This is a genomic window from Streptomyces sp. NPDC057702 (genome assembly GCF_042799315.1).
GTDB lineage: Bacteria > Actinomycetota > Actinomycetes > Streptomycetales > Streptomycetaceae > Streptomyces.
This window is the reverse complement of sequence record NZ_JBHVJC010000054.1, coordinates 18447-43486: the sequence shown is the minus strand read 5'-3', so window position 1 is coordinate 43486 and position 25040 is coordinate 18447. Positions and strand designations below refer to the sequence as shown.

At 74.6% G+C, this 25040-nt stretch carries 16 protein-coding genes and 2 pseudogenes; 11 read left to right on the top strand and 7 right to left on the bottom strand.

Going from position 1 to position 25040, the window contains the following annotated elements; translation table 11 throughout:
• Positions 1-537 precede the first annotated feature (537 nt).
• Positions 538-1341 carry an SDR family NAD(P)-dependent oxidoreductase gene (locus ACFVFR_RS29725; RefSeq protein ID WP_383707318.1) on the bottom strand — a complete coding sequence of 268 codons (804 nt, stop codon included), beginning with the start codon at positions 1339-1341 and terminating at the stop codon, positions 538-540.
• 157 nt (positions 1342-1498) lie between these two features.
• Positions 1499-2173 (bottom strand): MOSC domain-containing protein, encoded by a 675-nt coding sequence (locus tag ACFVFR_RS29720; RefSeq protein ID WP_383707316.1) that lies wholly within the window; start codon positions 2171-2173, stop codon positions 1499-1501.
• A gap of 79 nt (positions 2174-2252) precedes the next feature.
• Between ACFVFR_RS29720 and ACFVFR_RS29715 the strand changes: the two are divergent.
• Positions 2253-3161, top strand: a pseudogene (locus tag ACFVFR_RS29715) (LysR family transcriptional regulator); the annotation flags it as partial.
• 435 nt (positions 3162-3596) lie between these two features.
• Here the strand turns inward: ACFVFR_RS29715 and ACFVFR_RS29710 are convergent.
• The gene (locus ACFVFR_RS29710) at positions 3597-3911 is read right to left on the bottom strand and encodes a WhiB family transcriptional regulator (protein ID WP_383707314.1); all 315 of its coding nucleotides are present in this window, start codon (positions 3909-3911) and stop codon (positions 3597-3599) included.
• Between the two features lie 381 nt (positions 3912-4292).
• Here ACFVFR_RS29710 and ACFVFR_RS29705 point away from each other — a divergent pair, with 381 nt between their 5' ends.
• The 5 genes from ACFVFR_RS29705 (at position 4293) to ACFVFR_RS29685 (ending at position 9445) form a co-directional block, all read left to right on the top strand.
• Positions 4293-4904, top strand: a complete 612-nt coding sequence (locus tag ACFVFR_RS29705) for a response regulator transcription factor (protein WP_003948568.1) — start codon at positions 4293-4295, stop codon at positions 4902-4904.
• A 446-nt stretch (positions 4905-5350) separates the two neighbouring features.
• Entirely contained in the window at positions 5351-5953 is a 603-nt protein-coding gene (locus ACFVFR_RS29700) for a sigma-70 family RNA polymerase sigma factor (protein ID WP_383707312.1), read from the top strand.
• Between the two features lie 352 nt (positions 5954-6305).
• Positions 6306-7808 (top strand): IMP dehydrogenase, encoded by a 1503-nt coding sequence (guaB, locus tag ACFVFR_RS29695; protein ID WP_383707310.1) that lies wholly within the window; start codon positions 6306-6308, stop codon positions 7806-7808.
• Positions 7809-7953: 145 nt separating this feature from the next.
• Entirely contained in the window at positions 7954-8220 is a 267-nt protein-coding gene (locus ACFVFR_RS29690; RefSeq protein WP_383707308.1) for a hypothetical protein, read from the top strand.
• 97 nt (positions 8221-8317) lie between these two features.
• Positions 8318-9445 carry a GuaB3 family IMP dehydrogenase-related protein gene (locus tag ACFVFR_RS29685; protein WP_383707306.1) on the top strand — a complete coding sequence of 376 codons (1128 nt, stop codon included), beginning with the start codon at positions 8318-8320 and terminating at the stop codon, positions 9443-9445.
• A 346-nt stretch (positions 9446-9791) separates the two neighbouring features.
• Here the strand turns inward: ACFVFR_RS29685 and ACFVFR_RS29680 are convergent, their stop codons facing one another.
• Complete coding sequence (locus ACFVFR_RS29680) at positions 9792-10460, bottom strand: hypothetical protein (RefSeq protein ID WP_383707304.1); 669 nt, start codon at positions 10458-10460, stop codon at positions 9792-9794.
• 344 nt (positions 10461-10804) lie between these two features.
• Here ACFVFR_RS29680 and ACFVFR_RS29675 point away from each other — a divergent pair, with 344 nt between their 5' ends.
• Positions 10805-11983, top strand: a complete 1179-nt coding sequence (locus tag ACFVFR_RS29675; RefSeq protein WP_383707302.1) for a rod shape-determining protein — start codon at positions 10805-10807, stop codon at positions 11981-11983.
• 193 nt (positions 11984-12176) lie between these two features.
• Here the strand turns inward: ACFVFR_RS29675 and ACFVFR_RS29670 are convergent, their stop codons facing one another.
• Both ACFVFR_RS29670 and ACFVFR_RS29665 read right to left on the bottom strand, forming a co-directional pair.
• Positions 12177-13328, bottom strand: coding sequence for a sensor histidine kinase (locus ACFVFR_RS29670; protein WP_383707300.1), 1152 nt, complete (start codon positions 13326-13328; stop codon positions 12177-12179).
• Positions 13329-13526: 198 nt separating this feature from the next.
• Positions 13527-14828, bottom strand: coding sequence for a nucleotide sugar dehydrogenase (locus ACFVFR_RS29665; RefSeq protein WP_383707298.1), 1302 nt, complete (start codon positions 14826-14828; stop codon positions 13527-13529).
• 427 nt (positions 14829-15255) lie between these two features.
• Here ACFVFR_RS29665 and ACFVFR_RS29660 point away from each other — a divergent pair, with 427 nt between their 5' ends.
• The 4 genes and pseudogenes from ACFVFR_RS29660 to ACFVFR_RS29645 all read left to right on the top strand — a co-directional run.
• Complete coding sequence (locus ACFVFR_RS29660) at positions 15256-16962, top strand: FAD-dependent oxidoreductase (protein WP_383707296.1); 1707 nt, start codon at positions 15256-15258, stop codon at positions 16960-16962.
• Positions 16963-17356: 394 nt separating this feature from the next.
• On the top strand, positions 17357-19198 hold the full coding sequence (locus ACFVFR_RS29655; RefSeq protein ID WP_383707294.1) for a serine/threonine-protein kinase: 1842 nt from the start codon (positions 17357-17359) through the stop codon (positions 19196-19198).
• 263 nt (positions 19199-19461) lie between these two features.
• Positions 19462-22119 carry a protein kinase gene (locus tag ACFVFR_RS29650; protein ID WP_383707292.1) on the top strand — a complete coding sequence of 886 codons (2658 nt, stop codon included), beginning with the start codon at positions 19462-19464 and terminating at the stop codon, positions 22117-22119.
• Between the two features lie 708 nt (positions 22120-22827).
• Positions 22828-23103, top strand: a pseudogene (locus tag ACFVFR_RS29645) (ATP-binding protein); the annotation flags it as partial.
• Positions 23104-24239: 1136 nt separating this feature from the next.
• Here ACFVFR_RS29645 and ACFVFR_RS29640 read toward each other — a convergent pair.
• Positions 24240-24959, bottom strand: coding sequence for a MerR family transcriptional regulator (locus ACFVFR_RS29640; RefSeq protein ID WP_383707290.1), 720 nt, complete (start codon positions 24957-24959; stop codon positions 24240-24242).
• Between the last annotated feature and the right edge of the window lie 81 nt (positions 24960-25040).

Genomic DNA, 25040 nt, shown 5'->3' with positions numbered 1-25040 from the left:
ACGACACCCCGCGCCCGCGCCACCCGGCGGGGCCATCGGGCGGGCCCGCCCGATGGCCCCCTCACCCGGCCGTCCGCCCGGCCGCCGCCCGGACGCCACTCGCACGCGTCGAGTCGCCCCCCGCCCCCGCCGGTTCCTCCGCCGCCACGAGCCGCGTGGTTCCCGTACGCGTGGTGCTCGTACGCGCGGCGCCCGGTCCGCCACCGCCCCTGACCCCACGTCGGACATGTCCCTGACATCCCGCAGCGTCGGATTCGCCCCGGGTGCGAGGGGTGCTCGTGAGGGGGCCGCTCCGCGACGGACCGCTCGGCGGCGGCGTGGACGGGCGAGGGGAGGGCGGGGCGCGGCGGGGACGCTCGCGCCGGAAAACCGCTGGAGCGCGCGCCTGGGGCGGGCGGGGCGCGAGGCGGACGGGACGGGGGCGGGCGGAGGCGCCCGAGCCGGGCGACCGCATCCAGCCGTGTCCAGCCGCGTCCGGCCGCATACGCGCTGCCCAACTCGCCCGCGTGACGGCCGTGTTGGGCTGCCCGCGCGATCTCAGCGCGGCCCGTACCGGCGGCCGGTCCTGGTGGACACGCGGGCCAGCGCGCCGCGCGGGGCGAACCTGGCCAGTCCGGTCAGGGCCTTGTAGCGCGGGTCGGGGACCGACAGCGACCTGCCGCGCGCCAGGTCCTTCAGCGCCGCCTCCACCAGCCGGTCCGCGTCCAGCCACAGCCAGTCGGGAATGTTGCCGGTGTCCATCCCGGCCCGCTGGTGGAACTCCGTCCGCACGAACCCCGGGCACAGCGCCATCAGCCGCACCCCCGCCTCGCCCAGGTCGCGCGCCGCGCCCTGGGTGAACTGCACGACCCACGCCTTGCTCGCGCCGTAGGTGCCGCGCGGTACGAACGCCGCGACCGACGCCACGTTCACCACCCCGCCGCGCCCCCGCTCCCGCATCGGCACCACGGCCGCCGTGGTCAGCCGCAACACGGCCTCGCAGTGCACCTTCAACATCGTCAGTTCGTCCGCCACCGGGACGTCGAGGAACTGGCCCTTGTTGCCGAACCCGGCGTTGTTCACCAGCAGGTCGATCGGCCGCTTGCGGTCCCCGAGCCGCTCCTCGACGGCCGCGATCCCCGCGTCCTTCGACAGGTCGGCCGAGAGCACCTCGACCTCCACGCCGTGCCGGTCGTGCAGCTCCGTCGCCTGCTCCCGCAGCCGCCCCGCGTCCCGCGCCACCAGCACCAGGTTGTACCCGGCGCCGTGCCCGCTGGCCTGTGCGGTGCCCTGCGCGGCCAGCCGCCGCGCGAACGCCGCGCCGATGCCCGCCGTCGCTCCCGTGATCAGTGCAGTCGTCATGGGGGAACGCTATCCGGCGACCCCCCGCGCACGAGCGGTGACCACCCACCCACCACCACCGCCCCGCGCGCGCCACGCCGCCCGCGCCTCGGCGATCCGGCCCACCCGCACCTCCGCGTCGCGCCCGCGCGCCGCCACCGCCTTCGAGCGCCAGACCCTAGGCACCGGCGCGCCGCGCGCCACCGCTCGCCCGCCGCAGCGCCTTCTCGTACGCCTCCGGATGCAGCGCCCGACCGGCCGCCAACACCCGGGGCCACAGCTCGGGTTCGCCGCTGTTCGCCCGGAACACGAACGCGACGGTCACCTCGTGCGCGGGGCGGTGGGCGATCTCGACGGGGTCCCCGGCGCTGATCTCGCCGGGCTCGATCACCCGCAGGTACGCCCCGGGCAGCCCGGCCCGCGTGAACCGCTTGACCCACTGCCGCTCGCCGAGGAAGCCCGCGAACGTACGGCACGGCGTACGCGGCGAGGTCACCTCCAGTAGCAGCGAACGCCCGATCCGCCAGCGCTCGCCGATCAGCGCCCCGTTGACGTCGAGCCCGCTGGTGGTGAGGTTCTCGCCGAAGACGCCACAGCGCAGCTCGCGCCCCAGCTCGCCCTCCCACCCGTCGAGGTCCTCGCGCGCGTACGCGTACACCGCCTGGTCGTCGCCCCCGTGATGGCGCAGGTCGCACACGGCGTCCCCGGCCAGCCCGCTGGCCCCCACCCCGCTGGGGCCGGGCGCGCTGACCCACACCGGTCCGGCGACCGGCCGCTTGTCGATGCCGGTGTGGTCGGCGTCGGTGTGCGCGGAACGCTCGGGGCGACCGACGTTGAGGGAGAGAAGGCGCATACGCGCACGCTAGGCGAGGCCCCTCAAAGCGTCGAGCGAATTTTCGCCTTTCCCCCCAAGGGTCCCTTATGCTCGAAGCATGATCGAGGCCCGTCACCTCCGAGTCCTGCGCGCGGTCGACGCCACCGGCTCCTACTCCGCCGCCGCACGAGACCTGGGCTGTACGCAACCAGCCGTCAGCCAGCAGATGAAGGCCCTGGAAGCGGCGGCGGGCACCGCGCTGCTGGTGCGCGCCGGGCGCGAGATCCGACTGACCGAGGCGGGCCGCGCCCTGCTGCGGCACGCGGTGGGCATCCTGGCCGGACTGACCGCCGCCGAGGAGGAGGTGGCCGCGATCGCCGGGCTGCGCGCGGGACGGGTGCGGCTGGTGTCCTTCCCCAGCGGCAGCTCCGCGCTGGTGCCGACCGCGTTGGCCGCGCTGCGCGCCGCCCACCCCGGCACCGAGGTCTCGCTCGTGGACGCCGAGCCGCCGCGCTCGGTCGAGCTGCTGCGGTCCGGCGACTGCGAGATCGCGCTGGCCTTCCGCTACCCGGGGGTCCACGGCGCCGACCCGGGGACCGCCGCGGAGTGGAGTGACCTGGCGGTCCGGCCGCTGCTGACCGACCGGCTGGTCGGCCTGGTCCCCGAGGGCCACCGCTTCGCCGAGGCCCAGGTGGTCGGGATCGGCGACCTGGCCGCGGAGCCGTGGATCGCGGGCTGCCCCCGCTGCCGCCGCCACCTGGTCGAGGTCTGCGAGGAGGCCGGCTTCACCCCCCGTATCGACTTCGCCACCGACGACTACCCGGCCGTGGTCGGCCTGGTCGGCGCGGGCCTGGGCGTCGCGGTGCTGCCCGAACTGGCCCTGGAGTCGGTACGGACCACGGGCGTGCGGACGGTACGCGTCGAGCCCGCCGTGCACCGCGAGGTGGTCGCGCTCACGCTGCCCGACCTGGTCCGCGTCCCTGCCGTGGCCGCCACGCTGGACCGGCTGGAGCTGGCCGCCGGGCGCGCGGCGCGCTACCCCGCGCAACGCGCCGCCCCCCTGGACGGCCCCCCGACCAGCACCCCCGACGGCCCGCCCGCCCACACCCCCGAGCCCGCCCGCGCCGGCACCGCGCCCACCGAGCCCATCCCCGCCGGAACCCCGTCCACCCGCCTCGTCCCCGACCACGCCACGCACTGACCCGCCCGCCCTCGCGGCCCGCCCGCCCGGCGTGGCCCGCTCGCGCCGACCGGCCCGGAGCCCGGGGCGCCGGCCGGTGCGTCCCGCGCGCCACACATCGCTCCCGCCGCGCTCCGCCGATCGGGTGGAATGCCGCGGCCGGGCGCGGCGGCCAGCTCATGCGGCACGGGGGGAGTTGCGGCGCGGCCGTGGGTGCGGGGAGGCTCACTGCGGCCGAGTCAGGAGGGGAAACGTTTCTGCTGAGCGGGGGCGGGGGAGGCGTCAGTTGGTCGACGTGCTCGACGCGGCGATGACGCGGTGCCGGGCGCGGCCCATCAGCTCCTCGCGCTCGTCCTCGGTCAGGCCGCCCCACACGCCGTAGGGCTCGCGCACCGCGAGGGCGTGGGCCGCGCACTCGGCGCGTACCGGGCAGCGCATGCAGACTTCCTTGGCCGAGGTCTCGCGCGCGCTGCGCGCCGCGCCGCGCTCGCCCTCGGGGTGGAAGAAGAGCGAGCTGTCGACCCCCCGGCACGCGGCCAGCAACTGCCAGTCCCACAGGTCGGCGTTGGGTCCGGGAAGGCGGGAGAAATCTGCCATTGCTATCCCCTTTGCTGGCGTTCCGATGCGGACGGGGTGTGGCGTGGTCGTACATCTTCTGTGTAAGCAGATGTAAATATGACTCATTGCGAATCTAGTCATAGACGCTGCCGAAATGAAGTAAAAGCCACCAAATAGGGCAAAGGATTCGAGAGAAGGTGCGGCCGGCGGGGCGTGGGCCGGAACGTGTCCCTCCCCTCACGCAGCGTGCCGAAGGGGGGTCTCTCGGCCCGTAACTCTTTCGGGTGACCGTCGTTGAGAGTGCAGGGCGGTTGATGAATGAAGCGTTCGGGCAGATGTCCGACGGATCGACCGCTCAGGTGACGAAACGTACCCAGCCTGGAGGCTCAAGGTGACGCGCATCAGCTCCGGGGGGCGGCCATGACGTCCGTCCTCGTCTGCGACGACTCCCCGCTTGCCCGAGAGGCGCTGCGCCGCGCGGTGGCGACCGTGCCCGGCGTCGAGCGCGTGACGACCGCGGCCAACGGCGAGGAAGTCCTCCGCCGCTGGGGCGCCGACCGGTCGGACCTGATTCTTATGGACGTACGGATGCCGGGGCTCGGTGGCGTGGAGACCGTGCGCCGCCTGCTGTCCGCAGACCCCGGTGCCCGCATCATCATGCTCACGGTCGCCGAGGACCTGGACGGCGTGGCCCTCGCGGTCGCCGCGGGTGCTCGTGGATACCTGCACAAGGACGCCTCGCGCGCCGAGCTGCGGGCCACGGTGACCCAGGCGTTGGCCGACCCGACCTGGCGGCTCGCCCCGCGCCGGCTGCGCTCGGCCGAGATGGGCGCGGCGCCCACGCTCACCGCGCGTGAGATCCAGGTGCTGGAGGGCATGAGTCACGGCCGCTCGAACGCCGAGATCGGTCGTGAGCTCTTCCTCTCCGAGGACACGGTCAAGACGCACGCGAGGCGGCTGTTCAAGAAGCTCGGCGCCTCGGACCGCGCTCACGCCGTGGCGCTCGGGTTCCGCTGGGGTCTGGTCCGCTAGGGACCGCCCGCCATGGATCGCCTGCCTCCCGCTCGCTGGGTGGATGACGCCGACGGTGCCGCTGACCGTGGGCGTCACCTCGCGAGGTGTGGTGATGGCGAGACGCTCCCCGTCCGCCGTGCGGTGGGCGGGGGCGGTGGCGGGAACGGGGGCCTCCGGAACCGATTTGAGTGGGTCATGCAGCCTCTGTCGCGGGCGCGTGACCAGCGAAGAGCCCGGGATCGCGGGCGACCGCGCGGGCTCTGGCGCCGCGGATGTGGCTGCCGCTTGTGTCAGTTCCGCTCGCGCTGCCGCATCCTTGAGGCATGGAGTTCCTCGGGGACGGCTTGGGTAGGCGTGAGGGGAGGGCGCGCGAGATGAGTGCGAACGCTCCCGCTTATAACGCTTCGACGTACAACCACGGGCGCGGTGCCACGGAAACCGCGGCGCCAAGGCACCATGGACCGATGCGTGACGACGAGAAGCCCGGGTCGGCTGTGGCCGCGGGACCTGGTGAGATCGGAGCTCTCGTCCGACGCGCCACCACGGGCGACGATCGGGCCACCCACGACCTCCTCGCCCTCGTGCACCCACTCGCCCTGCGGTACTGCCGCACGCGACTGTCCCGGCTGCCCGGCGACGCCCGGCACTTCGTGGACGACCTGGCGCAGGAAGTGTGCCTCGCGGTGCTCTGCGCCCTGCCCCGCTACCGCGACACCGGCAAGCCCTTCGAGGCGTTCGTCGTCGCGATCGCCGCGCACAAGGTGGCCGACCTCCAGCGGGCCGCGATGCGCCGCCCCGGCAGCACGGCCGTGCCCTCCGACGAGATGCCCGAGCAGCCGGACGACTCGCTGGGCCCCGAGGAGCGGGCCCTGCTCAGCAGCGACGCCGCCTGGGCGAAGAAGCTGCTCGCCAACCTCCCCGAGCACCAGCGCGAGCTGGTGCTGTTGCGCGTCGCGGTCGGGCTGACCGCGGAGGAGACCGGGCAGGTGCTCGGCATGTCGCCGGGCGCGGTCCGCGTCGCCCAGCACCGCGCGCTCAGCAGACTGCGGGCCCTGGCCGAGCAGTAGGCCCGCGCCCGACGTTCCCGCCCCCGCCCGACCTCCCGCCCCCGTTCGGCTCGCGTCACACCTGGCCGCCCGGGACTCGCCCGGGCCCGCTTCGGTCCGCGCCCCACCGCGCCGCCCCCACGCTCTCCCGGCCCGGCCGGGCCGGCGCGCCGACCGGTCGGGCCGGGACCGTCGGCCCGGGTCCGGGGGCGCTTGGACCGGGTGGAGCGGGGGACGAACGTCCGACGCGATCCGGGCTGACCGGCCCCTATGAGGAATGTGGCGTCCGGGTGGCCGGCGGACGGAATGTTGGGGTCGCCGAGGCCGTTAGCATGGGAGTCCGCGCCAAGGCAAGACCATCTGGAAGGGTGTCATGACTGACAACGTCGACGGAGTGCCTGAGAAGTTCGCGATGCTCGGGCTGACGTACGACGACGTGTTGCTGCTGCCGGGCGCCTCCGAGGTGCTGCCGAACGCGGTGGACACCTCGTCCCGGATCTCGCGCAACGTACGGGTCAACATTCCGCTGCTGTCCGCCGCGATGGACAAGGTCACCGAGTCGCGGATGGCGATCGCGATGGCCCGCCAGGGTGGCGCGGGCGTCCTGCACCGCAACCTCTCCATCGAGGACCAGGCCAACCAGGTCGACCTGGTCAAGCGGTCCGAGTCCGGCATGGTCACCGACCCGATCACGGTCCGCCCGGACGCCTCGCTGCACACGGCCGACGCGCTCTGCGCGAAGTTCCGCATCAGCGGCGTGCCGGTCACCGACGAGGCGGGCAAGCTGCTCGGCATCGTCACCAACCGGGACATGGCCTTCGAGCTGGACCGCAGCCGTCAGGTGCGCGAGGTCATGACGCCGATGCCGCTGGTCACCGGCCGGGTGGGCATCTCCGGCGAGGACGCGATGCAGCTCCTGCGCCGCCACAAGATCGAGAAGCTGCCGCTGGTGGACGACGCGGGTGTGCTCAAGGGCCTGATCACGGTCAAGGACTTCGTCAAGGCCGAGCAGTACCCGCACGCGGCCAAGGACGCCGAGGGCCGGCTGGTCGTCGGCGCGGCGGTGGGCGTGGGCGACGAGGCGTTCGACCGCGCGCAGGCGCTGGTCGAGGCCGGGGCCGACTTCCTCGTCGTGGACAGCGCGCACGGGCACAGCCGCGGCATCCTCGACATGATCGCCAAGATCAAGTCGAACGTCCACGTGGACGTCGTCGGCGGCAACGTCGCGACCCGCGACGGCGCCCAGGCGTTGATCGACTCCGGCGTGGACGGCGTGAAGGTCGGCGTCGGCCCGGGCTCGATCTGCACCACGCGCGTGGTGGCCGGCATCGGCGTCCCGCAGGTGACGGCGATCTACGAGGCGGCCCGTGCCTGTCACGCGGCGGGTGTGCCGCTGATCGGCGACGGCGGCCTGCAGTACTCCGGCGACATCGCCAAGGCGATCGCGGCCGGCGCTGACACCGTCATGCTGGGCAGCCTGCTCGCCGGCTGCGAGGAGTCGCCCGGCGAGATGGTCTTCATCAACGGCAAGCAGTTCAAGTCCTACCGGGGCATGGGCTCGCTGGGCGCCATGCAGTCCCGTGGCCAGGCCCGTTCCTTCTCCAAGGACCGCTACTTCCAGGACAACGTGCTCTCCGAGGACAAGCTGGTCCCCGAGGGCATCGAGGGCCAGGTCCCCTATCGCGGCCCGCTCGCCTCGGTGGCCCACCAGCTCGTCGGTGGCCTGCGCGCGTCCATGGGATACGTCGGCTCCGCCGACGTCGCCGAGCTCAAGGACAAGGGCCGCTTCGTGCGGATCACCGCCGCGGGCCTCAAGGAGAGCCACCCGCACGACATCCAGATGACCAGCGAGGCGCCGAACTACTCGCGCCGCTGACCGCCCACCTCGCGACGGTCCCGCTCAGCGCCACGGGCTCGACCGGCCCGGCCCCCGACGGCCGGGCCGGTCGGGCCCCGGCCGTTTCGGTGTCCGGGCGGGCCGGTAGCCGCTACGCTCGTCCGCGCCGGCCGAAGGGGGTCCGATGCTGTACGCGGTGAAGTTCACCGAGGAGGCGGCCCGGGTGCGCGATGAGCTTCCGCGTGATCGCCGGGCGCTGCTGGAGCGCGGCCTGTCGGTGTTGGCACAGGACCCGCGACCGAAGATCTCGGTGCCCATCTCCGGCGACGAGGCCACTCGATCGCTGGCGCTGACGCCGAACATCGGCATCGAGTACCTGGTCAGCGACGGCCTGTTGTTGGTGCTCGTCGTCCATGCCGTGGACTTCACGCAGGTGCTCGTCGAGGAGTGAGCGCGCGCCGTGCGCGGTGCGCCCTTGAACATCCCGTGCGCCCCCAGTGCCCCCGGTCGGGGATACTGGGGGCGTAATCCGTAGGAAGGGCCACACAGTGACTGAGATCGAGATCGGCCGCGGCAAGCGCGGACGCAGGGCGTACGCGTTCGACGACATCGCCATCGTGCCGAGTCGTCGCACCCGGGACCCCAAGGAGGTCTCGATCGCCTGGCAGATCGACGCCTACCGCTTTGACCTGCCGTTCCTGGCCGCGCCGATGGACTCCGTCGTCTCGCCGCGGACCGCGATCCGGATAGGAGAGCTGGGCGGGCTCGGTGTGCTCAACCTCGAAGGGCTGTGGACCCGGTACGAGGACCCCGAGTCGCTGCTCGCGGAGATCGCCGAGCTGGACGAGCGCACCGCGACGCGCCGGCTCCAGGAGATCTACCAGGCCCCGATCAAGGAAGAGCTGATCGGGCAGCGCATCAAGGAGGTGCGGGACTCCGGCGTGGTGACCGCCGCCGCGCTCTCCCCGCAGCGCACCGCGCAGTTCTCCAAGGCCGTGGTGGACGCGGGCGTGGACATCTTCGTGATCCGTGGCACCACCGTCTCGGCCGAGCACGTCTCCGGCGCCGCCGAGCCGCTGAACCTCAAGCAGTTCATCTACGAGCTCGACGTGCCGGTCATCGTCGGCGGCTGCGCCACCTACACCGCCGCCCTGCACCTGATGCGCACCGGCGCCGCGGGTGTCCTGGTCGGCTTCGGTGGCGGCGCCGCGCACACCACGCGCAACGTGCTGGGCATCCAGGTCCCCATGGCCACCGCGGTGGCCGACGTCGCCGCTGCGCGCCGCGACTACATGGACGAGTCGGGTGGCCGGTACGTGCACGTCATCGCTGACGGCGGGGTCGGCTGGTCCGGCGACCTGCCCAAGGCCATCGCCTGTGGCGCCGACGCCGTGATGATGGGTTCCCCGCTGGCGCGCGCCACCGACGCGCCGGGCCGGGGCCACCACTGGGGCATGGAGGCCGTCCACGAGGACGTGCCGCGCGGCAAGCGGATGAACCTCGGCGCGGTCGGCACCACCGAGGAGGTCCTGCTCGGCCCCTCGCACACGCCCGACGGTTCGATGAACTTCTTCGGCGCGCTGCGCCGCGCGATGGCCACCACCGGCTACTCGGAGCTCAAGGAGTTCCAGCGGGTCGAGGTGACGGTCGCGCCGTCCCAGCACGACCAGCGGTGACCTCGCGCTGACGCGGCCGTCCCCCTGACCGGGGGCCGGCCCAGGCGTTCGATCGGCCCGTACCCCGTGGGGGTGCGGGCCGATGTGCGTGGGTCCTGCGTGGGTCCTGTGTGCGAGGCCGTGGCGCGTGGGGTCGGTGCGCGGCGGGGCCCCGGGCGTCGGGGACCGGGCGGGGGGCGCGTCGGCCCGGCGTGGGACGTGCGACGTACGGGCGGCTCGCGGTGCGCGGGCCCGTGGGCGCGGCTCGCGCGTAGGAGCCGGGCGGGCGGGTGGCCGAGAACGCGCCGCGCCCCGCCGGATGGTTCCGGCGGGGCGCGGCGTGGGCGCGTGGGTGTGGGCCCGTGGCTCAGCGGTTGCCGAGACGGTAGGCCGTACCGAACGCGGCGACCGGCGACAGGGCCATGAAGATGTACGTCATGGCGTTGGCGTCTTCCTTCCAGATGCCGAAGAGACCCTCGGCACCCGGTACGTCGATCAGCGGGTCGTTGAAGTGGCTGAAGAAGATCTCGTTCGCCGACAGCGTCTCGACGCCGACGGAGGCGAACTGCTTCTCGTTGTTCTCCATCCAGTCGGCGGTGATCAGCGCGTAGCCGTACAGCTCGCCGAGGAAGATGGCACCCAGGGCGAGGACGGCGCCCACGACCCACAGGCCCTGGTTGCGCCCGCCCAGCTTGGCGACGACGAAGCCGACGAGACCGCCGAGCGCCACGCCCGCGTAGGCGAACTTGGTGATCTCCGGCTCCATGCTGTCCGTGTCCGCCAGGGCACTCAGCAGGAAGGCGTAGAGCAGCGCGCCGACGAGGGCGACACCGACACCGGCCAGGATGGCGAGGCCCGTGTTGCCCCGTGCGGGGGCGGGTGCGGGTGGCGGGAAACCACCGCCGTACTGAGGCTGCTGGGGCTGACCACCCGGGTGGGGCTGCTGCGGGTAGCCGTAGCCGCCCGGTTGCTGTGGGTACCCGCCTGGCTGCTGGGGTTGCTGGGGCTGCTGTGGCTGCTGCCAGGGCTGGCTCATGTGATCCCCCGGGGATGAAGGTGTGTTCGACCGCGCTCCGGGGATGGAAAAGGGTGGAGTGCGGTGGGTGATTTTCGAGCCACAAACTAACAGCTAGGCCGGACCGTCAGACAAGCTGAGGAGTTGTCCGTGACACGGCTGGGACGTGGCCGAGACAACCCAGTCCGCTATGTGCCCATTCGGCGCTGTCGGCCGTGAAGAGATGGTGGAGGGCATGCACGCCGTGCGACCGCCTGTGCGCCCAGGGCGGGGCGGGGCTCCGCGCGCCGATCGCGCGCCGGGGCGGCACCGTCTGGCGGGCGTTAAGCCGAGATAAGAATCCGGCATAGGGAATAATTCATCTTATGGCGCAAACTAAGTCGTTCAGCGGACGTGACATGGGTATCGACCTCGGCACCGCGAACACGTTGGTGTACGTGCGGGGCAAGGGGATCGTGCTCAACGAGCCGTCGGTCGTGGCCGTCAACGCGGTGGACGGCACGGTGTTGTCGGTGGGGTCGGAGGCCAAGCGCACCATCGGCCGCACGCCGTCCAACATCGTGGCCGTGCGCCCCCTGCGGGACGGGGTCATCGCCGACTTCGAGATAGCCGAGCGGATGCTCCGGCACTTCATCAAGAAGGTCAGCGGCGGGCGCAGGTTCTCCCGGCCCCGGGTCGTGGTGTGCGTGCCCTCCGGGATCACCGGCGTCGAGCGGCGCGCGGTGATCGAGGCCGCGTCGCAGGCCGGGGTGCGTCAGGTGCACCTGGTGGAGGAGCCGATGGCCGCCGCGATCGGCGCCGGGCTGCCGGTCGGCGAGCCCACCGGCAGCATGATCGTGGACATCGGCGGCGGCACTACCGAGGTCGCCGTGATCTCGATGGGCGGCATCGTCACCGCGCGCTCGGTCCGCACGGCGGGCGACGCGATGGACGCGGCGATCACCTCGTACGTCAAGAAGGCCCACTCCATGGCGCTCGGCGAGCGCACGGCCGAGCACGTCAAGATGGCCGTCGGTTCGGCGGCACCCACCGGCTACTGGTCGGCGCGGGCCCTGGAGGCGCTCGCCGAGGCGGCCGGCACGGACGTCGAGCTGCCCGGGGCCGGCGCGGCCGGCGCCGAGGACGCGGAGCCGGACGCCGAGCGCACCCAGGCGCTGCTGCCGCCGGAGCGCTGTACGGTGCGCGGCCGGGACCACGCCAGCGGCCTGCCCAAGACGCTGGAGCTGACGGCGGAGGAGGTGCGGCACGCGCTCTCCGAGCCGGTCGAGGCGATCGTGGGCGCGGTGCGGCAGACGCTGGACGAGACGCCGCCGGAGCTGGCCGGCGACATCATGGACCGGGGCGTGGTGCTCACCGGCGGCGGGGCGCTGCTGCGCGGGCTCGACACCAGGCTCAGCCAGGAGCTGGACATCCCGGTGCTGGTCGCCGACGACCCGCTGGACTGCGTGGCGGTGGGCACCGGGCGGTGTGTGGAGGACTTCGACGCGCTGCGCAAGGTGCTGGACGCGCAGCCGCAGCGCCTGATGCAGATGGCCCGGGTCTGAGCGGCGGGGGGCAGGGCCGTCCGGTCCGCCCGACCCCGGGGCCGGACGGTCGGGTTCCAGGCGGTCGGGCGCCGAGCGGTCGCGCTCCGGGCCCTCGGGGCGCGGGTCGTCGGGGCGCGGGCGGCGCGGGGGCCGGCGCGCCGGTGGTGGCCCCCGCGCCAGCGCCCGGGGTGTCCGGAGAGCGCGGGCCGCTCTAGTCGGGGGCCTCGGTGAGCGGGAGTTCGGCGCTGAGGCGGAAGCCGCCCTCGGGGGTGGGTTCCGCGCGCAGCGTGCCACCGGCGCGGGCCAGTGCCTGTGTCAGCGCGGTCAGGCCCTGGCCGGTGCCGGGCAGCGCGTGCCGGGGCTCGGGCGGCGGGTCGTTGTCGACGGTGGCGCGCAACGTGGCGCCCTCGCGCGTGACGCGGAGCCGGGTGGCGGCGCCACGGGCGTGCCGGGCGGCGTTGTTGAGTCCCTCGCGCAGGACCCGGGAGCACAGCCGCTGCGCCGGTTCGGGGGCGTCGTGGGCGGCGGCCGAGACGGTCACCTCCAGTGGCATGCCGTGGGCCCGGTAGGTGCGGAGCAGCGGTTCCAGCTCGTCCAGCAGGGGCTCGTTCGTCCGGGCCACGGCGGCCGGGCGGCGCAGCATCTCCAGGGCCACGCGCAGCTCCTCCATCGCCTCGGCCGCCGCGTCCGAGATGGCCCAGCACTTGCGTCGGGTGCGTTCGTCCGTGCCGTGCTGGACCTCGATGGACGCGGCCTGGATCGACATCAGGCTGATCCGGTGGCCCACCCCGTCGTGGACCAGCGCGCTGATCCGGGTGCGCTCGTCGAGCTCGCTGGCCCGGCGCTCGCTCTCCCACCGGGCGCGCCGGGAGCGTTCGGCGGCGCGTTGGGCGCGTACGGCGAGGCCGAGCAGGGCGGGGAAGACGAGTTCGCCGAGTTCGCTGAGGACCGGTCGCTGTTCGAAGAGGTCCGCGCCGTCCAGGGCGCGGCTGGTGCTCCAGGCGGCGACGGGTACCGCGATGGTGGCCAGGGCCAGCCAGGGGCGGCGGTGGCGTACGGCGGTGTAGGTGGCCACGTACAGCGGCAGGTGCTGGCCGCTGGCGAGGAAGGCGACGCTGGCCGCGCCCGTGAAGGCGACCGGGTGCGCGCGGCGGACGACGATGGCGGCGGTGCCCGCGAGCGCGATCAGCAGGGTGAGCCAGAGCTCGCGGACCAGCCCGAGGTCCGGGCCGAGCAGCGTCGAGGGGATGACGAAGGCCGCGGCGGCGGCGGCCAGCAGCGGGTCGCGGCGAGGGGACCGGGCCAGGGCCAGGAACCGCTCCTCCGCGTACGCGGCCAGCCGGCGCCCGCTCAGTCGCGGCATCGGTCCGCCCGAAGGGGTCGTGGGGTGTACGGGGCGTGCGGGGCGTCAGGGGTGTACGGGATGCGATCACGATAGAGGGAAAGTGCGCGGTGGTGACCGTTATGTCAGCGGTCTCACGGCGGTACGTACCGCACGGGTGGCGCTGTCCGCTCGCTCGCCGGCCCGGGGCGCGTCGTGGGCCGGGGCCCGTCGCGGGGGTCAGAGGCGGTGGGCCGCGCCGGCCGGGCTGGCGCCACGGGTGTCCAGGAGGAGCTGGGCCTTGGCGGCCAGGCCCTGGAGGTCGTAGGCGCGGTGATGCTGGAGCAGGACGGTCAGGTCGGCGTCGGCCGCCGCCTCGTACGGCGACTCCGCGCGCGGCACCGGGCGGCCGAGCGCGCGCCAGTGGGGCACGTACGGGTCGTGGAAGGTGAGCTGCGCGCCCAGTTCCATCAGGCGGGAGGCGATCTCGCGGGCGGGGGCGCTGGCCTGGTCGGCGACGTCGGGCTTGTAGGTGACGCCGAGCAGCAGCACCCGGGCGCCGCGCGCCGACTTGCCGTGTTCGTTGAGCAGGGTCGCGCAGCGCTGGGTGACGTAGCGCGGCATGCGGCCGTTGACCTCCTGTGCCAGCTCGACCATCCGCAGCGGGTAGCCCAGGGTGCGGCCCTGGTAGGCGAGGTGGCCCGGGTCCAGGGGGACGCCGGGGCCGCCGACGCCGGGCCCGGGGCGGAACGCCTGGAAGCCGAACGGCTTGGTCTCCGCGCAGCGCACCACGTCCCACAGGTCGACGCCCACGTCGTGGCAGAAGATGGCCATCTCGTTGGCGAGCGCGATGTTGACGTGCCGGTAGTTGCTCTCCAGGACCTTGACCGCCTCCGCCTCGCGCGGCCCGCGGGCGCGCACCACCCGGTCCACGATCCGTCCGTAGAAGGTGGCCGCGGCCTCCGTGCAGGCCGCGGTGAGGCCGCCGATGACCTTGGGGGTGTTGGCGTACCCGTAGGCGCGGTTGCCGGGGTCCACCCGGCTGGGGGAGTAGGCGAGGTGGAAGTCGCGGCCCGCGCGCAGCCCCGAGCCGTCCTCAAGGATCGGCCGCAGGAACTCCTCGGTGGTGCCGGGGTGGACGGTGGACTCCAGCAGGACCGTGGTGTGCGGGCGCAGTCGGCCGGCCAGGGTGCGGGCGACGGTGGCCAGCGCGGACAGGTCCAGGCCGCGGTCCGCGCCGAGCGGGGTGGGCGCGCAGATGACGGCCGTGCGGACGTGGCCCAGGACGGCCGGGTCGGTGGTGGCCCGGAAGCCGGCGGCCAGCATGCGGCGCAGGTCGGCCGGGGACGGGGGGCCGGCCCCGCCCTCCGGCGGGGTCGCGCCGGCGCCCGCGCGACCGTCGGGCACGCGGCCGGCGGCGAGTTCGGCGACGGGGTGCGGGTCGGGGTCGTAACCGATGGTGTGGACGCGGGCGGCGGTCGCGGCCTGGGCGAGCGGGAGGCCGAGGTGGCCGAGGCCGATGACGGCGAGATCGGCGCGCATGGGTGCCGTCCTTCCAGGGCGATTCCGGATGGCGCGAATTCAGACTAAGCGGAAATATGACCCATGGTGCGGATTGAGCGGCGAGCGGCGGGCCGCTGGCCGACCGGACGCCGGTCGCGGGCCGCACCGCCGGGACGGCGGCTGTCGGCCGCTCGCGAACGGTCGACCACCCCCGCGAGGCGGCTCAGGTGGGGCGCGGCCCGCGCCGGGTGTCGCCCCCGGCCGTGGGCGCGCGGGCGCGGGCCGGACGGGTGCGCCACGGGGTACGGGGTAGGCGGGAGGCGCGGGTGCCCGGTGGGTGGTGGGCGGCGCTGGTCACCCGGGTGGCGCAGGTGGCCGCCGCGGTGGCGCAGGCTGGCTGGCCGCGACCCGAGCGGTCAAAATCGTGCAGAAGTGAGCGGGACCCCGATCACAGTGGGAGGCAGTGGTGAGGACAGCGACCCTGGGACCGGCGGAGCGCGCCACGGCGCTCGCCCAGATGGCGGGGCAGGAGCTGGACGTGCTGGTCATCGGCGCCGGCGTGGTCGGCGCCGGCACCGCGCTCGACGCCGCGACCCGTGGCCTGGCGACCGGGCTCGTCGAGGCGCGGGACTGGGCGGCGGGCACCTCCAGCCGGTCCAGCAAGCTGATCCACGGCGGGCTGCGGTACCTGGAGATGCTCGACTTCGCCCTCGTCCGCGAGGCGCTGAAGGAACGCGGGCTGCTCCTGGAGCGACTCGCGCCCCACCTGGTCAAGCCGGTGCCGTTCCTCTACCCCCTCCAGCACAAGGGCTGGGAGCGCTGGTACGCGGGCTCGGGCGTGGCCCTCTACGACGCCATGTCCGTCTCCTCCGGGCACGGCCGTGGCCTGCCCGTCCACCGCCACCTCACGCGCGGCCGGGCCCTGCGGGTCGCGCCCTGTCTACGCAAGGACGCGCTGGTGGGCGCGTTGCAGTACTACGACGCGCAGATGGACGACGCCCGCTTCGTGACCGCCCTGGTGCGCACCGCCGCCTCCTACGGCGCGACGGTGGCCAACCGCGCCCGCGTCGTCGGCTTCCTGCGCGAGGGTGAGCGCGTGGTCGGCGCGCGGGTGGCCGATCTGGAGCAGGGCGGCGAGTTCGAGGTGCGCGCCCGGCAGGTCGTCAACGCCACCGGGGTCTGGACGGACGACACCCAGGCGATGATCGGCGAGCGCGGCCAGTTCCACGTCCGCGCCTCCAAGGGCATCCACCTGGTCGTGCCCAAGGACCGTATCCACTCCACCACCGGACTGATCCTGCGCACCGAGAAGAGCGTGCTGTTCGTCATCCCCTGGGGCCGGCACTGGATCATCGGCACCACGGACACCGACTGGGACCTGGACAAGGCCCACCCGGCCGCCTCCAGCGCCGACATCGACTACCTGCTCGAACACGTCAACTCCGTCCTGGCCACCCCGCTGACCCGGGACGACGTGGAAGGCGTGTACGCCGGGCTGCGCCCGCTGCTGGCCGGCGAGTCGGACGCGACCAGCAAGCTCTCGCGCGAGCACACCGTCGCCCACCCCGTACCGGGCCTGGTCGTCGTCGCGGGCGGCAAGTACACGACGTACCGCGTGATGGCCAAGGACGCCGTGGACGAGGCCGTGCACGGGCTGGACCAGCGCGTCGCCGGCTGCGTCACCGAGGACGTGCCGCTGGTCGGCGCGGAGGGCTACCGCGCCCGCTGGAACGCGCGCGCCCGCCTGGCCCGCCGCGCCAACCTGCACGTGGCCCGCGTCGAACACCTGCTGAACCGGTACGGCTCGCTGGCCGACGAACTCCTGGAGATGATCGCCGCCGACCCGCGCCTTGGCCAACCCCTGCCGCACGCCGAGGACTACCTGCGCGCCGAGATCGTCTACGCGGCCTCGCACGAGGGTGCCCGACACCTGGACGACGTGCTGACCCGGCGCACCCGTATCTCCATCGAGACCTTCGACCGTGGCACGCACAGCGCCCGCGAGGCGGCCGAACTGATGGCGCCGGTCCTGGGTTGGGACGCGGCACAGGTCGACCGCGAGGTGGAGCGGTACGAGAAGCGGGTGGAGGCCGAGCGCGAGTCGCAGCGCCAACCGGACGACCTGACGGCGGACGCGGCCCGGCTCGGCGCGCCGGACGTGCTCCCCCTGTGAGCGGCGGCGACCGCCCCGGCCGCGGCCGGCCACACCGCCGTCCGGGCACGGTCGCGCCCGAGGGAGACCGCCCCGCGCCCGGGTGCCGCCCGCTCGCGGAAGCCGCCCCGTCGGCTCCCGCGCGCGGGGCCACGCCCGGCCGAACGTTGGCCGAATATCCATGGAATGGCGGCGGAACGGCGAGCGTGGCGCCGCACCGGAGCCACGTCAACTGCCCCCGCTGAACTGGCAGTGGCGGGAAATGATCGCCCTCGCGCCCGCTGCGTACGACCCCCTGGCGTCGCACCTCGTGACCGGGGCGCGTCCACGGGTGCGCCGGGCCGGTACTTCCCCCGGTTCGCGGATGAGGGACAATGAACGCTCTGCCAGGGTGGGTTGATTGCAGAGGGGACGCATGTCGGAGGCGGAGCAGACGCAGGGCACGACCGGGCGCCTCCTCGCCGGGCGGTACCGCCTCGCCGAGGTCCTGGGCCGGGGCGGCATGGGCACGGTCTGGCGGGCCCGCGACGAGACGCTGGGCCGCACCGTCGCGGTGAAGGAACTGCGCTTTCCGTCAAGCGTGGACGAGGACGAGAAACGCCGCCTGATCACCCGTACGTTGCGCGAGGCCAAGGCCATCGCCCGGATTCGCAACAACGGCGCGGTCACGGTGTACGACGTCGTGGACGAGGACGACCGGCCCTGGATCGTCATGGAGCTGATCGAGGGCCGCTCCCTGGCCGACGTCGTACGCGACGACGGCGCGCTCACCCCGCGCCGGGCCGCCGAGGTCGGACTCGCCGTCCTCGACGTGCTGCGCGCCGCGCACCGCGAGGGCATCCTGCACCGCGACGTGAAGCCGTCCAACGTGCTGATCGCCGACGACGGCCGCGTCGTCCTCACCGACTTCGGTATCGCCCAGGTGGAGGGCGACCCGTCGGTGACCTCGACCGGCATGCTGGTCGGCGCCCCCTCCTACATCGCCCCCGAGCGCGCCCGTGGCCACCGCCCGGGCCCGCCCTCCGACCTGTGGTCGCTCGGCGGCCTGCTCTACGCGGCGGTCGAGGGCGTCCCGCCGTACGACAAGAGCACGGCGATCGCGACGTTGACGGCCGTGATGACCGAGCCGCTGGACCCGCCGAAGAACGCCGGCATGCTTGAGGAGGTCATCTACGGGCTGCTGGCCAAGGACGCGACGCGGCGGCTGGACGACGCCGGCGCGCGCCGGCTGCTGATGGCCGCGATCAACGCGCCCGACGACGTCATCGCCCGGCCCCCGGTCGTCGAGCCGACCCGCACCATGCCGCTGCCCACCACGCCGGCCGCCCCCGCGCCCCCGCCCCGCCCCGGCGCCCGCGCGACACCGCCGCCCCCGCCGCCGGTCCGCCCCGCCGGCCGCGCGCGGGGCGCCACCGGCCTCGCGGGTGGCGGTCACGGCGCGGCGCGCGCGGACGCGGCCACACCGCCGCGCCCGCACGTGGTCCCCGGGGCGCCGACCGCCCCCGGCGGCGCCTCACGGGCCTCGATCACCGACGTGGTGCCCAAGCGGACCCTGGTGATCGTCGTGGCCGTCGTCCTGCTGGCCGTGCTGGGCACGGTGCTGGCCTTCGCGGTCAACCGGGGGGGCGACAAGGACGACGCGGGTACGTCCGGCACACGGCCCACCGCTTCGAGCACCCCACAGGAGGCCGCCGAAGCGGACACCGACCCGACCGGTGACGGCGGCGCGAACACACCCACCACCGACGGGTCGTCGCCCGCCGGGCAGGACGGCGGGAAGAACCCGAAGCCGGGCGGGCTGCCGGCCGGCTACCAGCGGGTCAGCGACGGCAGGTTCCACTTCGCCATGGCGCTGCCCGAGGGCTGGCGGGGCCGGCCCATACCGGGCTACAGCGGCGGCGCGGTCTACAGCGCCGACGGCGGATTCCCGCGCGTGCAGGTCGACTTCAACGCCAAGCCGCTGCCCGACGCCGCCCAGGCGTGGCGCGGCGCCGAACCCGGCGCGTCCCGCTCGATGAAGGGCTACCGGGGCCTGGGCATCCACACCGTGCCCTGGCGCGGCTACCCGACGGTCGCCGACTGGAGCTTCGAGCGCGAGCAGCGCGGCCAGACCGTGCGCGTCCTCAACCGTGGCTTCAAGGTCGACGCCCACCGGGGGTACGCCGTCATGGTCACCTGTGCGAAGGACGCCTGGGCGGAGAAGGAGTGCACGACGCTGCGCCAGACCGCGCTGCGAACCTTCACCCCCCGCGGCTGACGGCCCGCCCGCCGCGCCCGCGCGGAGCCCGCACACCTCACGTGTCAGTCGGGTCGCGCGTTGCACCACCGCCCACGGGGCCAGCGGCATCGGGCCCGCGTCCCCCGAAGTGGCGGACTCGACGGACCAGTCGGCACGAAGCCGCCACGGCCCGTATCGTGAGAACGCGCGGACGGGGGTAGCCGTAAGGCACGAAGAACAAGACCGGATATGACGGTGACGCGCGGTGAGCCAAGGAGCACATCGCGCGCTGGGGAGGCGTCGTGGACGACTACGCGGGTCGGGTCCTCGCGGACCGCTATCGCCTGCCGCTGCCACCCGCCGACGAGTACGAGTTCGTGGAAACCCGCGCGTTCGACACCTACAGCGGCCAGGAAGTGCTGGTCAGGCAGGTGCCGTTGCCCGAGGTCGTGGACGCCGAAGTGGTCGGCGAGAGCGCTCCGTACGGGGCGGCCCGGGCCGGGCACGACACGTACGGCGGCGGTTGGTCGGGCGGCGGGCCGGACACCCGGCGTAGGCCGGCGCGGGTCGACCCGGCCGTGCGGCGCGCCATCGAGGCGGCCACCGCGGCCGCCCAGGTGCCCGACCACCCCCGACTCGACCAGGTCTTCCACGTCTTCGCCGAGGCCGGCAGCCTGTGGATCGTCAGTGAGTGGGTGCCCGCCCGGCCGTTGGCCGCGCTGCTCGCCGAGCGCCCGCTGTCCCCGCACCGCGCCGCCGAGGTCGCCGCCGACGTCCTGACCGCGCTGCGCGCCCTGCACGCGCACGGCTGGACGCACCGCAACATCACCACCCGCACCGTGCTGGTCTGCGACGACGGCCGCGCCATGCTCACCGGGCTGGCGGCGGGCGCGGCGGAGGAGGCGCTGTGCGGCTACGACCCGGTGCCCGAGGCACTGCGCGCCCCCCGCCCGCGAACGCCCCCGGACGACGAGGGCCCCGCCCGTGCCGAGGAGCCCCGCGCGCGAGCGCGCGAGAGCGTGCCCGCGCGCGTGGACACCGGCGCGATGCCCTCGCCCCGCCCCGGAGCGGGCGCCGACGCGCTGGGCGCCGACGCCGGTACCCCGGCGACCACCCCCGTCGTACGTCGCGGCCCCGCCGGTCCCGTCTACCGCGACCAGGGCCCGGCGGGCACGGCCCCGGGCGCCGCCGACGGCTCGGGCGAGAGACCCGACCAGCCGGGCCGCGCCACACCCACGCGCGCGCCGCGCGCGGGTGCCATCGCCGCCTACCGCGCCGGGGCACGGGCCGCCGCGCGCGGCGCCGTCGAGAACCCGGCCGACGCGGTGCCCGAGGCGGACCCGGCCACCCCGCCGGGGCCCGGCACCCCGTCGGGCCCGGGTGTCACACCGGACGCGGCGGCCCGGCCGTCGCCCGGCACCGAAGCGGTCGGTACGGGAGAGGCCCCTACCGACTGGTGGGCCGAGGACGAGGGCCGGCCGCTCTGGGACGAGGACGAGGACTTCGGCGTGCGGCCCGTGGGCCCGCGCGACGCCGACGCGGCGGGCGGGGCGAGTCCGACCGGCGCCACCGGAGCGGGCACGGCGACCGGGCCCCGGGACGCCGGCGAGGGCTATCGCGGGCCCGACTCCGCGCTGGCGGCCCAGCGGGCGCGGCAGGCACGCATCGTCGTGGTCGGCGCCGTCACCGAGCGCTGGGCGCCCGAGCAGGCCGGTCCGGTGTACGAGAACTGGCGGTTGGCTCCGCCCGTCGGCCCGGCCGCCGACCTGTGGGCCGTCGGCGTCCTGCTGTTCCGTGCGGTGCAGGGGCACGCGCCCTACCCCGAGGACAGCGCGGCCGAACTCGTCGACATGGTGTGCGCCGAGCCGCCGGCGTACGCCGAGGAGTGTGGCGCGCTGCGGCCCGTGGTCGAATCGCTGATGCGCCAGGACCCGACCGAGCGCCCGGACTTCGAGGAACTGCGCGGCTGGCTGCGGTCGCTGGTCAGGTCGGCCCCCGAGCCCGACGTCGGTAGCCGCACCGTCACCGTGCCGCCCGTCGGCATCGACGGGCCCGCCGACCCCAAGCGGCTGCCGATACTGCGCCGGCGCGGCGAACTGGTCCGCCGCCGGCGCCAGACCAGCACGCTGCACGGGCGCCACCGGCACAAGAAGGGCCGCCCGCCCCGGGTGCCCCGACAGCGCGAGGCGCCCCCCGGGTCGGCGCACCGGCAGGAGAAGCACCTGCGCATGGAGGCGCACGAGTCCGCCCCACAGCGCTCCCGCGAGCCCGGCGCCCGCCCCCCGCGCCACCTCGGCCGGCTGCTGCTGGCCCTGATACTGCTGCTGCTCGCGGGCGGGGTGCTGTACGCGATGCTCTTCATGCCCAAGGCCGAACAGGACGACGGTGCCGACCGTGGGTCCGGCGCCGCGCACAGCGGCGCTCCGGCCACGGGCACCAACGGTGGCAAGAACGGCGACGCGCCGCCCGTCGGCCAGCAGCCGCAGTCCGCCGACCCGACGGGCCTGGCCAAGGGGTTCGAGCTGCGCAAGGACCCCGACGGCTTCCAGGTCGCCGTGGCGAGCGGCTGGGAGCGCCGCCCGCCCAACGGCCGAGGACAGATCCGCTACCTCGGCGCCGACTACGAGCTGATCGTGGTGCCCGGCCGGGACAAGACCGCCGAGTACGGCGGCGACCCGATGAGGTACCAGCAGAACCTGGAGCCGGAGCTGGCCCCGTACCGCGACTCGGACTGGGCGTCGGCCACCGGCCTGCGCCGGATCGACGTGGGACAGACGGCGATGGCCGAGGGCGCGTTCGGCTGGAAGGACAGCAGCGGACGCCAGGTCTACGTCCGCAACCTCGCCATGATCATCAGTGGTCGCTACCACGTGGTCCAGATCGTCGGCCCGGCCGACGAACGCGCCGCTGTGGACCGCTACTTCGACCAGGCGGCGGCCACCTACCGCGCCACCCGCTGAGCGCTCCACCCGCGCCCTCCCGCCCCTTCCCGCGCGGCCGACCCGCCGTCCCGACCCGCCCTCACGCGCCGACGGGCTCTGCTCGGCCGCGTCGCGACGCGGCCGTACGGGGCGTGCGCGCGGCGCCGCGACGGGGCGTGCGCGCGGCGCCGTGTCCTCCCACCCCGGCCTGACGGGCGCGAAGCCGTCCGCGTCGGTGCGGCGGGGCGTGGGGCGCGATGAGAGCGGCGGGCCACGGGCGGCGAGTGAGGCCGTGCGCGGGCGCGTGTCGCGGAGGCCGGGTGGGGGCGCGTCACGGTCTGGGGCGGGGCGGATCGCGGGGGCCGGCGCCGTCACGGAGCGTCGATGCCGTGTTGTGTCCTTGGCGCGGCTCGTTACGCGGGGGAGTCGGCTTCGCCCTCGGGTACGCTCCGTTGGATGCGAGCTGTGCTGAAGCGCGACGACGCGGAGCGGGCCGGGCCCGCGGCCACGCCGGTGCGCACAGGTGCTGCTCGGACGGGTCGCGACGTACCTTCAGCGGCCCGTTGTTCGACTCCCCGCCATGCGCGTCGCACAGTATGCACCACCCCTACTCCTTGGCGCTGGAATATGTCTGAAGTGCTTGGTGAGGTGACTGTACGTCAACCATGCTGTCTCGTCGTGGGGTCACGTTGCGTGATCCCGGAGAGGCGCGAAGCGATGTGTCCACCGGTTCGGATGGTGTGAGCGGTGCAGGTGCTTCAAATGCAGATGGAGGTCCGGCCCGACCCGGCCGAGGTGGGAAGGGCGCGCCGTTGGGCGCGCTCCCGGCTCGCCCGCTCGGGGGTGGCCGTTGACGAGCCGCTGGCGGAGACGCTCGTCCTGTTGATCTCGGAGCTGGTGACCAACGCCGTGGTCCACACGGGATGTCCCGCCGTGCTGCGCATGCTCGTTCCCGATCAGTGCGCGCCGGGCGCCGCCGCGTCGGCCGTCGCGCACGGCGGGGGCGGGCGCGGTGCGCCGGGGCTGCCGGCGGGGCCCCCGGGCGCCCCTCCGGCCGGCTCCGGCGCCTACCCCACGGCGTGGGCCGGCGAGTCGGACGGCCTGGGTCCGACGCCCGTGCCGGACGCCGGTGTTGGGCTGCCGTCCGTGGCGACGGTCCGGGTGGAGGTCGCGGACGCGAGCACCTGCCCGCCGCGTCCCCGCTGCGCCGACGACGACGAGACGGGCGGACGTGGCCTGGAGTTGGTGGACGGCCTCGCGGACCGCTGGGGCTGGCAGCCGGAGGGCAACGGCAAGCGCATCTGGTGCGAGGTGGACCGGCAGGCCACCGCCGTGCCGTCCGCCGCGTACTCCGGTACGGAACATCCTGGTCACGCCGTGGAGCCCGACCCCGAGCCGTTCCACGCCGCCCAGGGCGGCGCACGCCGGGGCGCGTCGAGTGACGCGAGTGGTGCGGAAGCGCTCGGACCGGCTCCGGCGCTGACCGCCGGAGCGGTCGCCGCCCTTGACCGCGCGGTCGCGCTGGCGGGCGCGTGCGTCGCTCGGCGCCGGGTCGCGCGCCAGATGTGAATCATTAAGTCCAGACCAAGTGTTGACGTGACGTGTTCGACTGATCACTCTTGGGTGCAGCGATGCGCCGTGAGGGGACGCCGAGGACCACTCGCGCCTGGGTGTGTGTGGTGGCCCGCGAGTTGGTCCTCGGCGAGCGCGGATCGCGATCCGGCGCGCCACCAGGGCGGCGACGCCGGGCAGGGCTGGCGGTGCGCGGTGCCGTGCTCGGGGCGCGCACGTGCGCACCGCCAAGCCGTTCCGCTCCCGTCGGGCGCGGTCGGGGCGGTGCCCTGAGCGGTTCTCGCCGCCGTGGGTGGCGCCTTCGCGTGCGACGGGTGTGGGGTGTGCGGGGCGCCTTCGCGTGTGACGGGCGTTGGGTGTGCGGAGCGCGGCCCGACGGGCGTCCTTCCGGGTGTCACGCCTGCTGCCGCCTGTGGTTGTTCCGTCCAACCCTGGTGTGGGAAACGGTAGTTGCTGGCCTGGCCGGATGGGTGCGGGGCGGTGTGGACGCGTCGGGGGACACTGTTGGGCACCCTGCCCAGGCGTCCCGGCGGGGCCGGTTCGGTCGGCCTGGAGGCGCGGTCGTGGGGGCCGTGGTGCGGGGTGGGCTAGGGAGTGTGGGTGGGCGCGGCGTCGATGACCTCCTCCAGTAGCCGCCGCGAGGTCAGGAGCTCGTCGATCTGGCTGTTGATCCGATCCCGCTCGCGCCGCAACTCGTCGGCCAGCTCCGGCGTACACGGGCGCAGCACCCCGTCCCGCTCGCACACGCTCGGCAGCAGGCGGCCGATGACGGCGGTGGACAGGCCGGCGGCCAGCAGCGCCCGGGTGTATCGGACGAGCCGTACGTCGTCCTCGGCGAAGACCCGGTAGCCGTTGCCGAGCCGGTGCGGCTGGAGCAGGCCCTGCTGTTCGTAGTAGCGCAACAGCCGCACGCTGACCCCCGTACGCTCCGCGAGCTGGCCGATGCGCAGGGCCGTCGCCGCGACCGACGCGGAATCCGGCCGCGCCTTCGGCTCGCGTCCCGGCTCCGGTTCCCTGGCCGGCGCGGGCGGGGCCGTGGGCTCGGTCGGTGGCGGCTTCGGCGCGGACCGGGTGGGCGGAGTGCTGGGGGTGGGCGGGGTGGCCGGGGCGGACGCGCTGGTCGTCGGCGGATCGGCCGGGGTGGCGGGATCGGCCGGGGTGGTCGGGGTGGCGGGGCCGGTCCCGTCGGGTGGCGTCGGCCTGGCGGTGGGCGGGGTGAACGGGCTGATCGGGGTGGCTCCGTCGGTCGTCGTCGTGGTCGAGGTGGAGCCGGCGCGCTCGGCGCGTTGGCTGTCGCTGGTCTCCATGTGTGCGCGCCCCTTCTCCACTCGTCCGCTCGTTTGTGCGCCCCTGTGGCGCCCCTCGGGCCTCTCAAGTCTCGCTGGTCC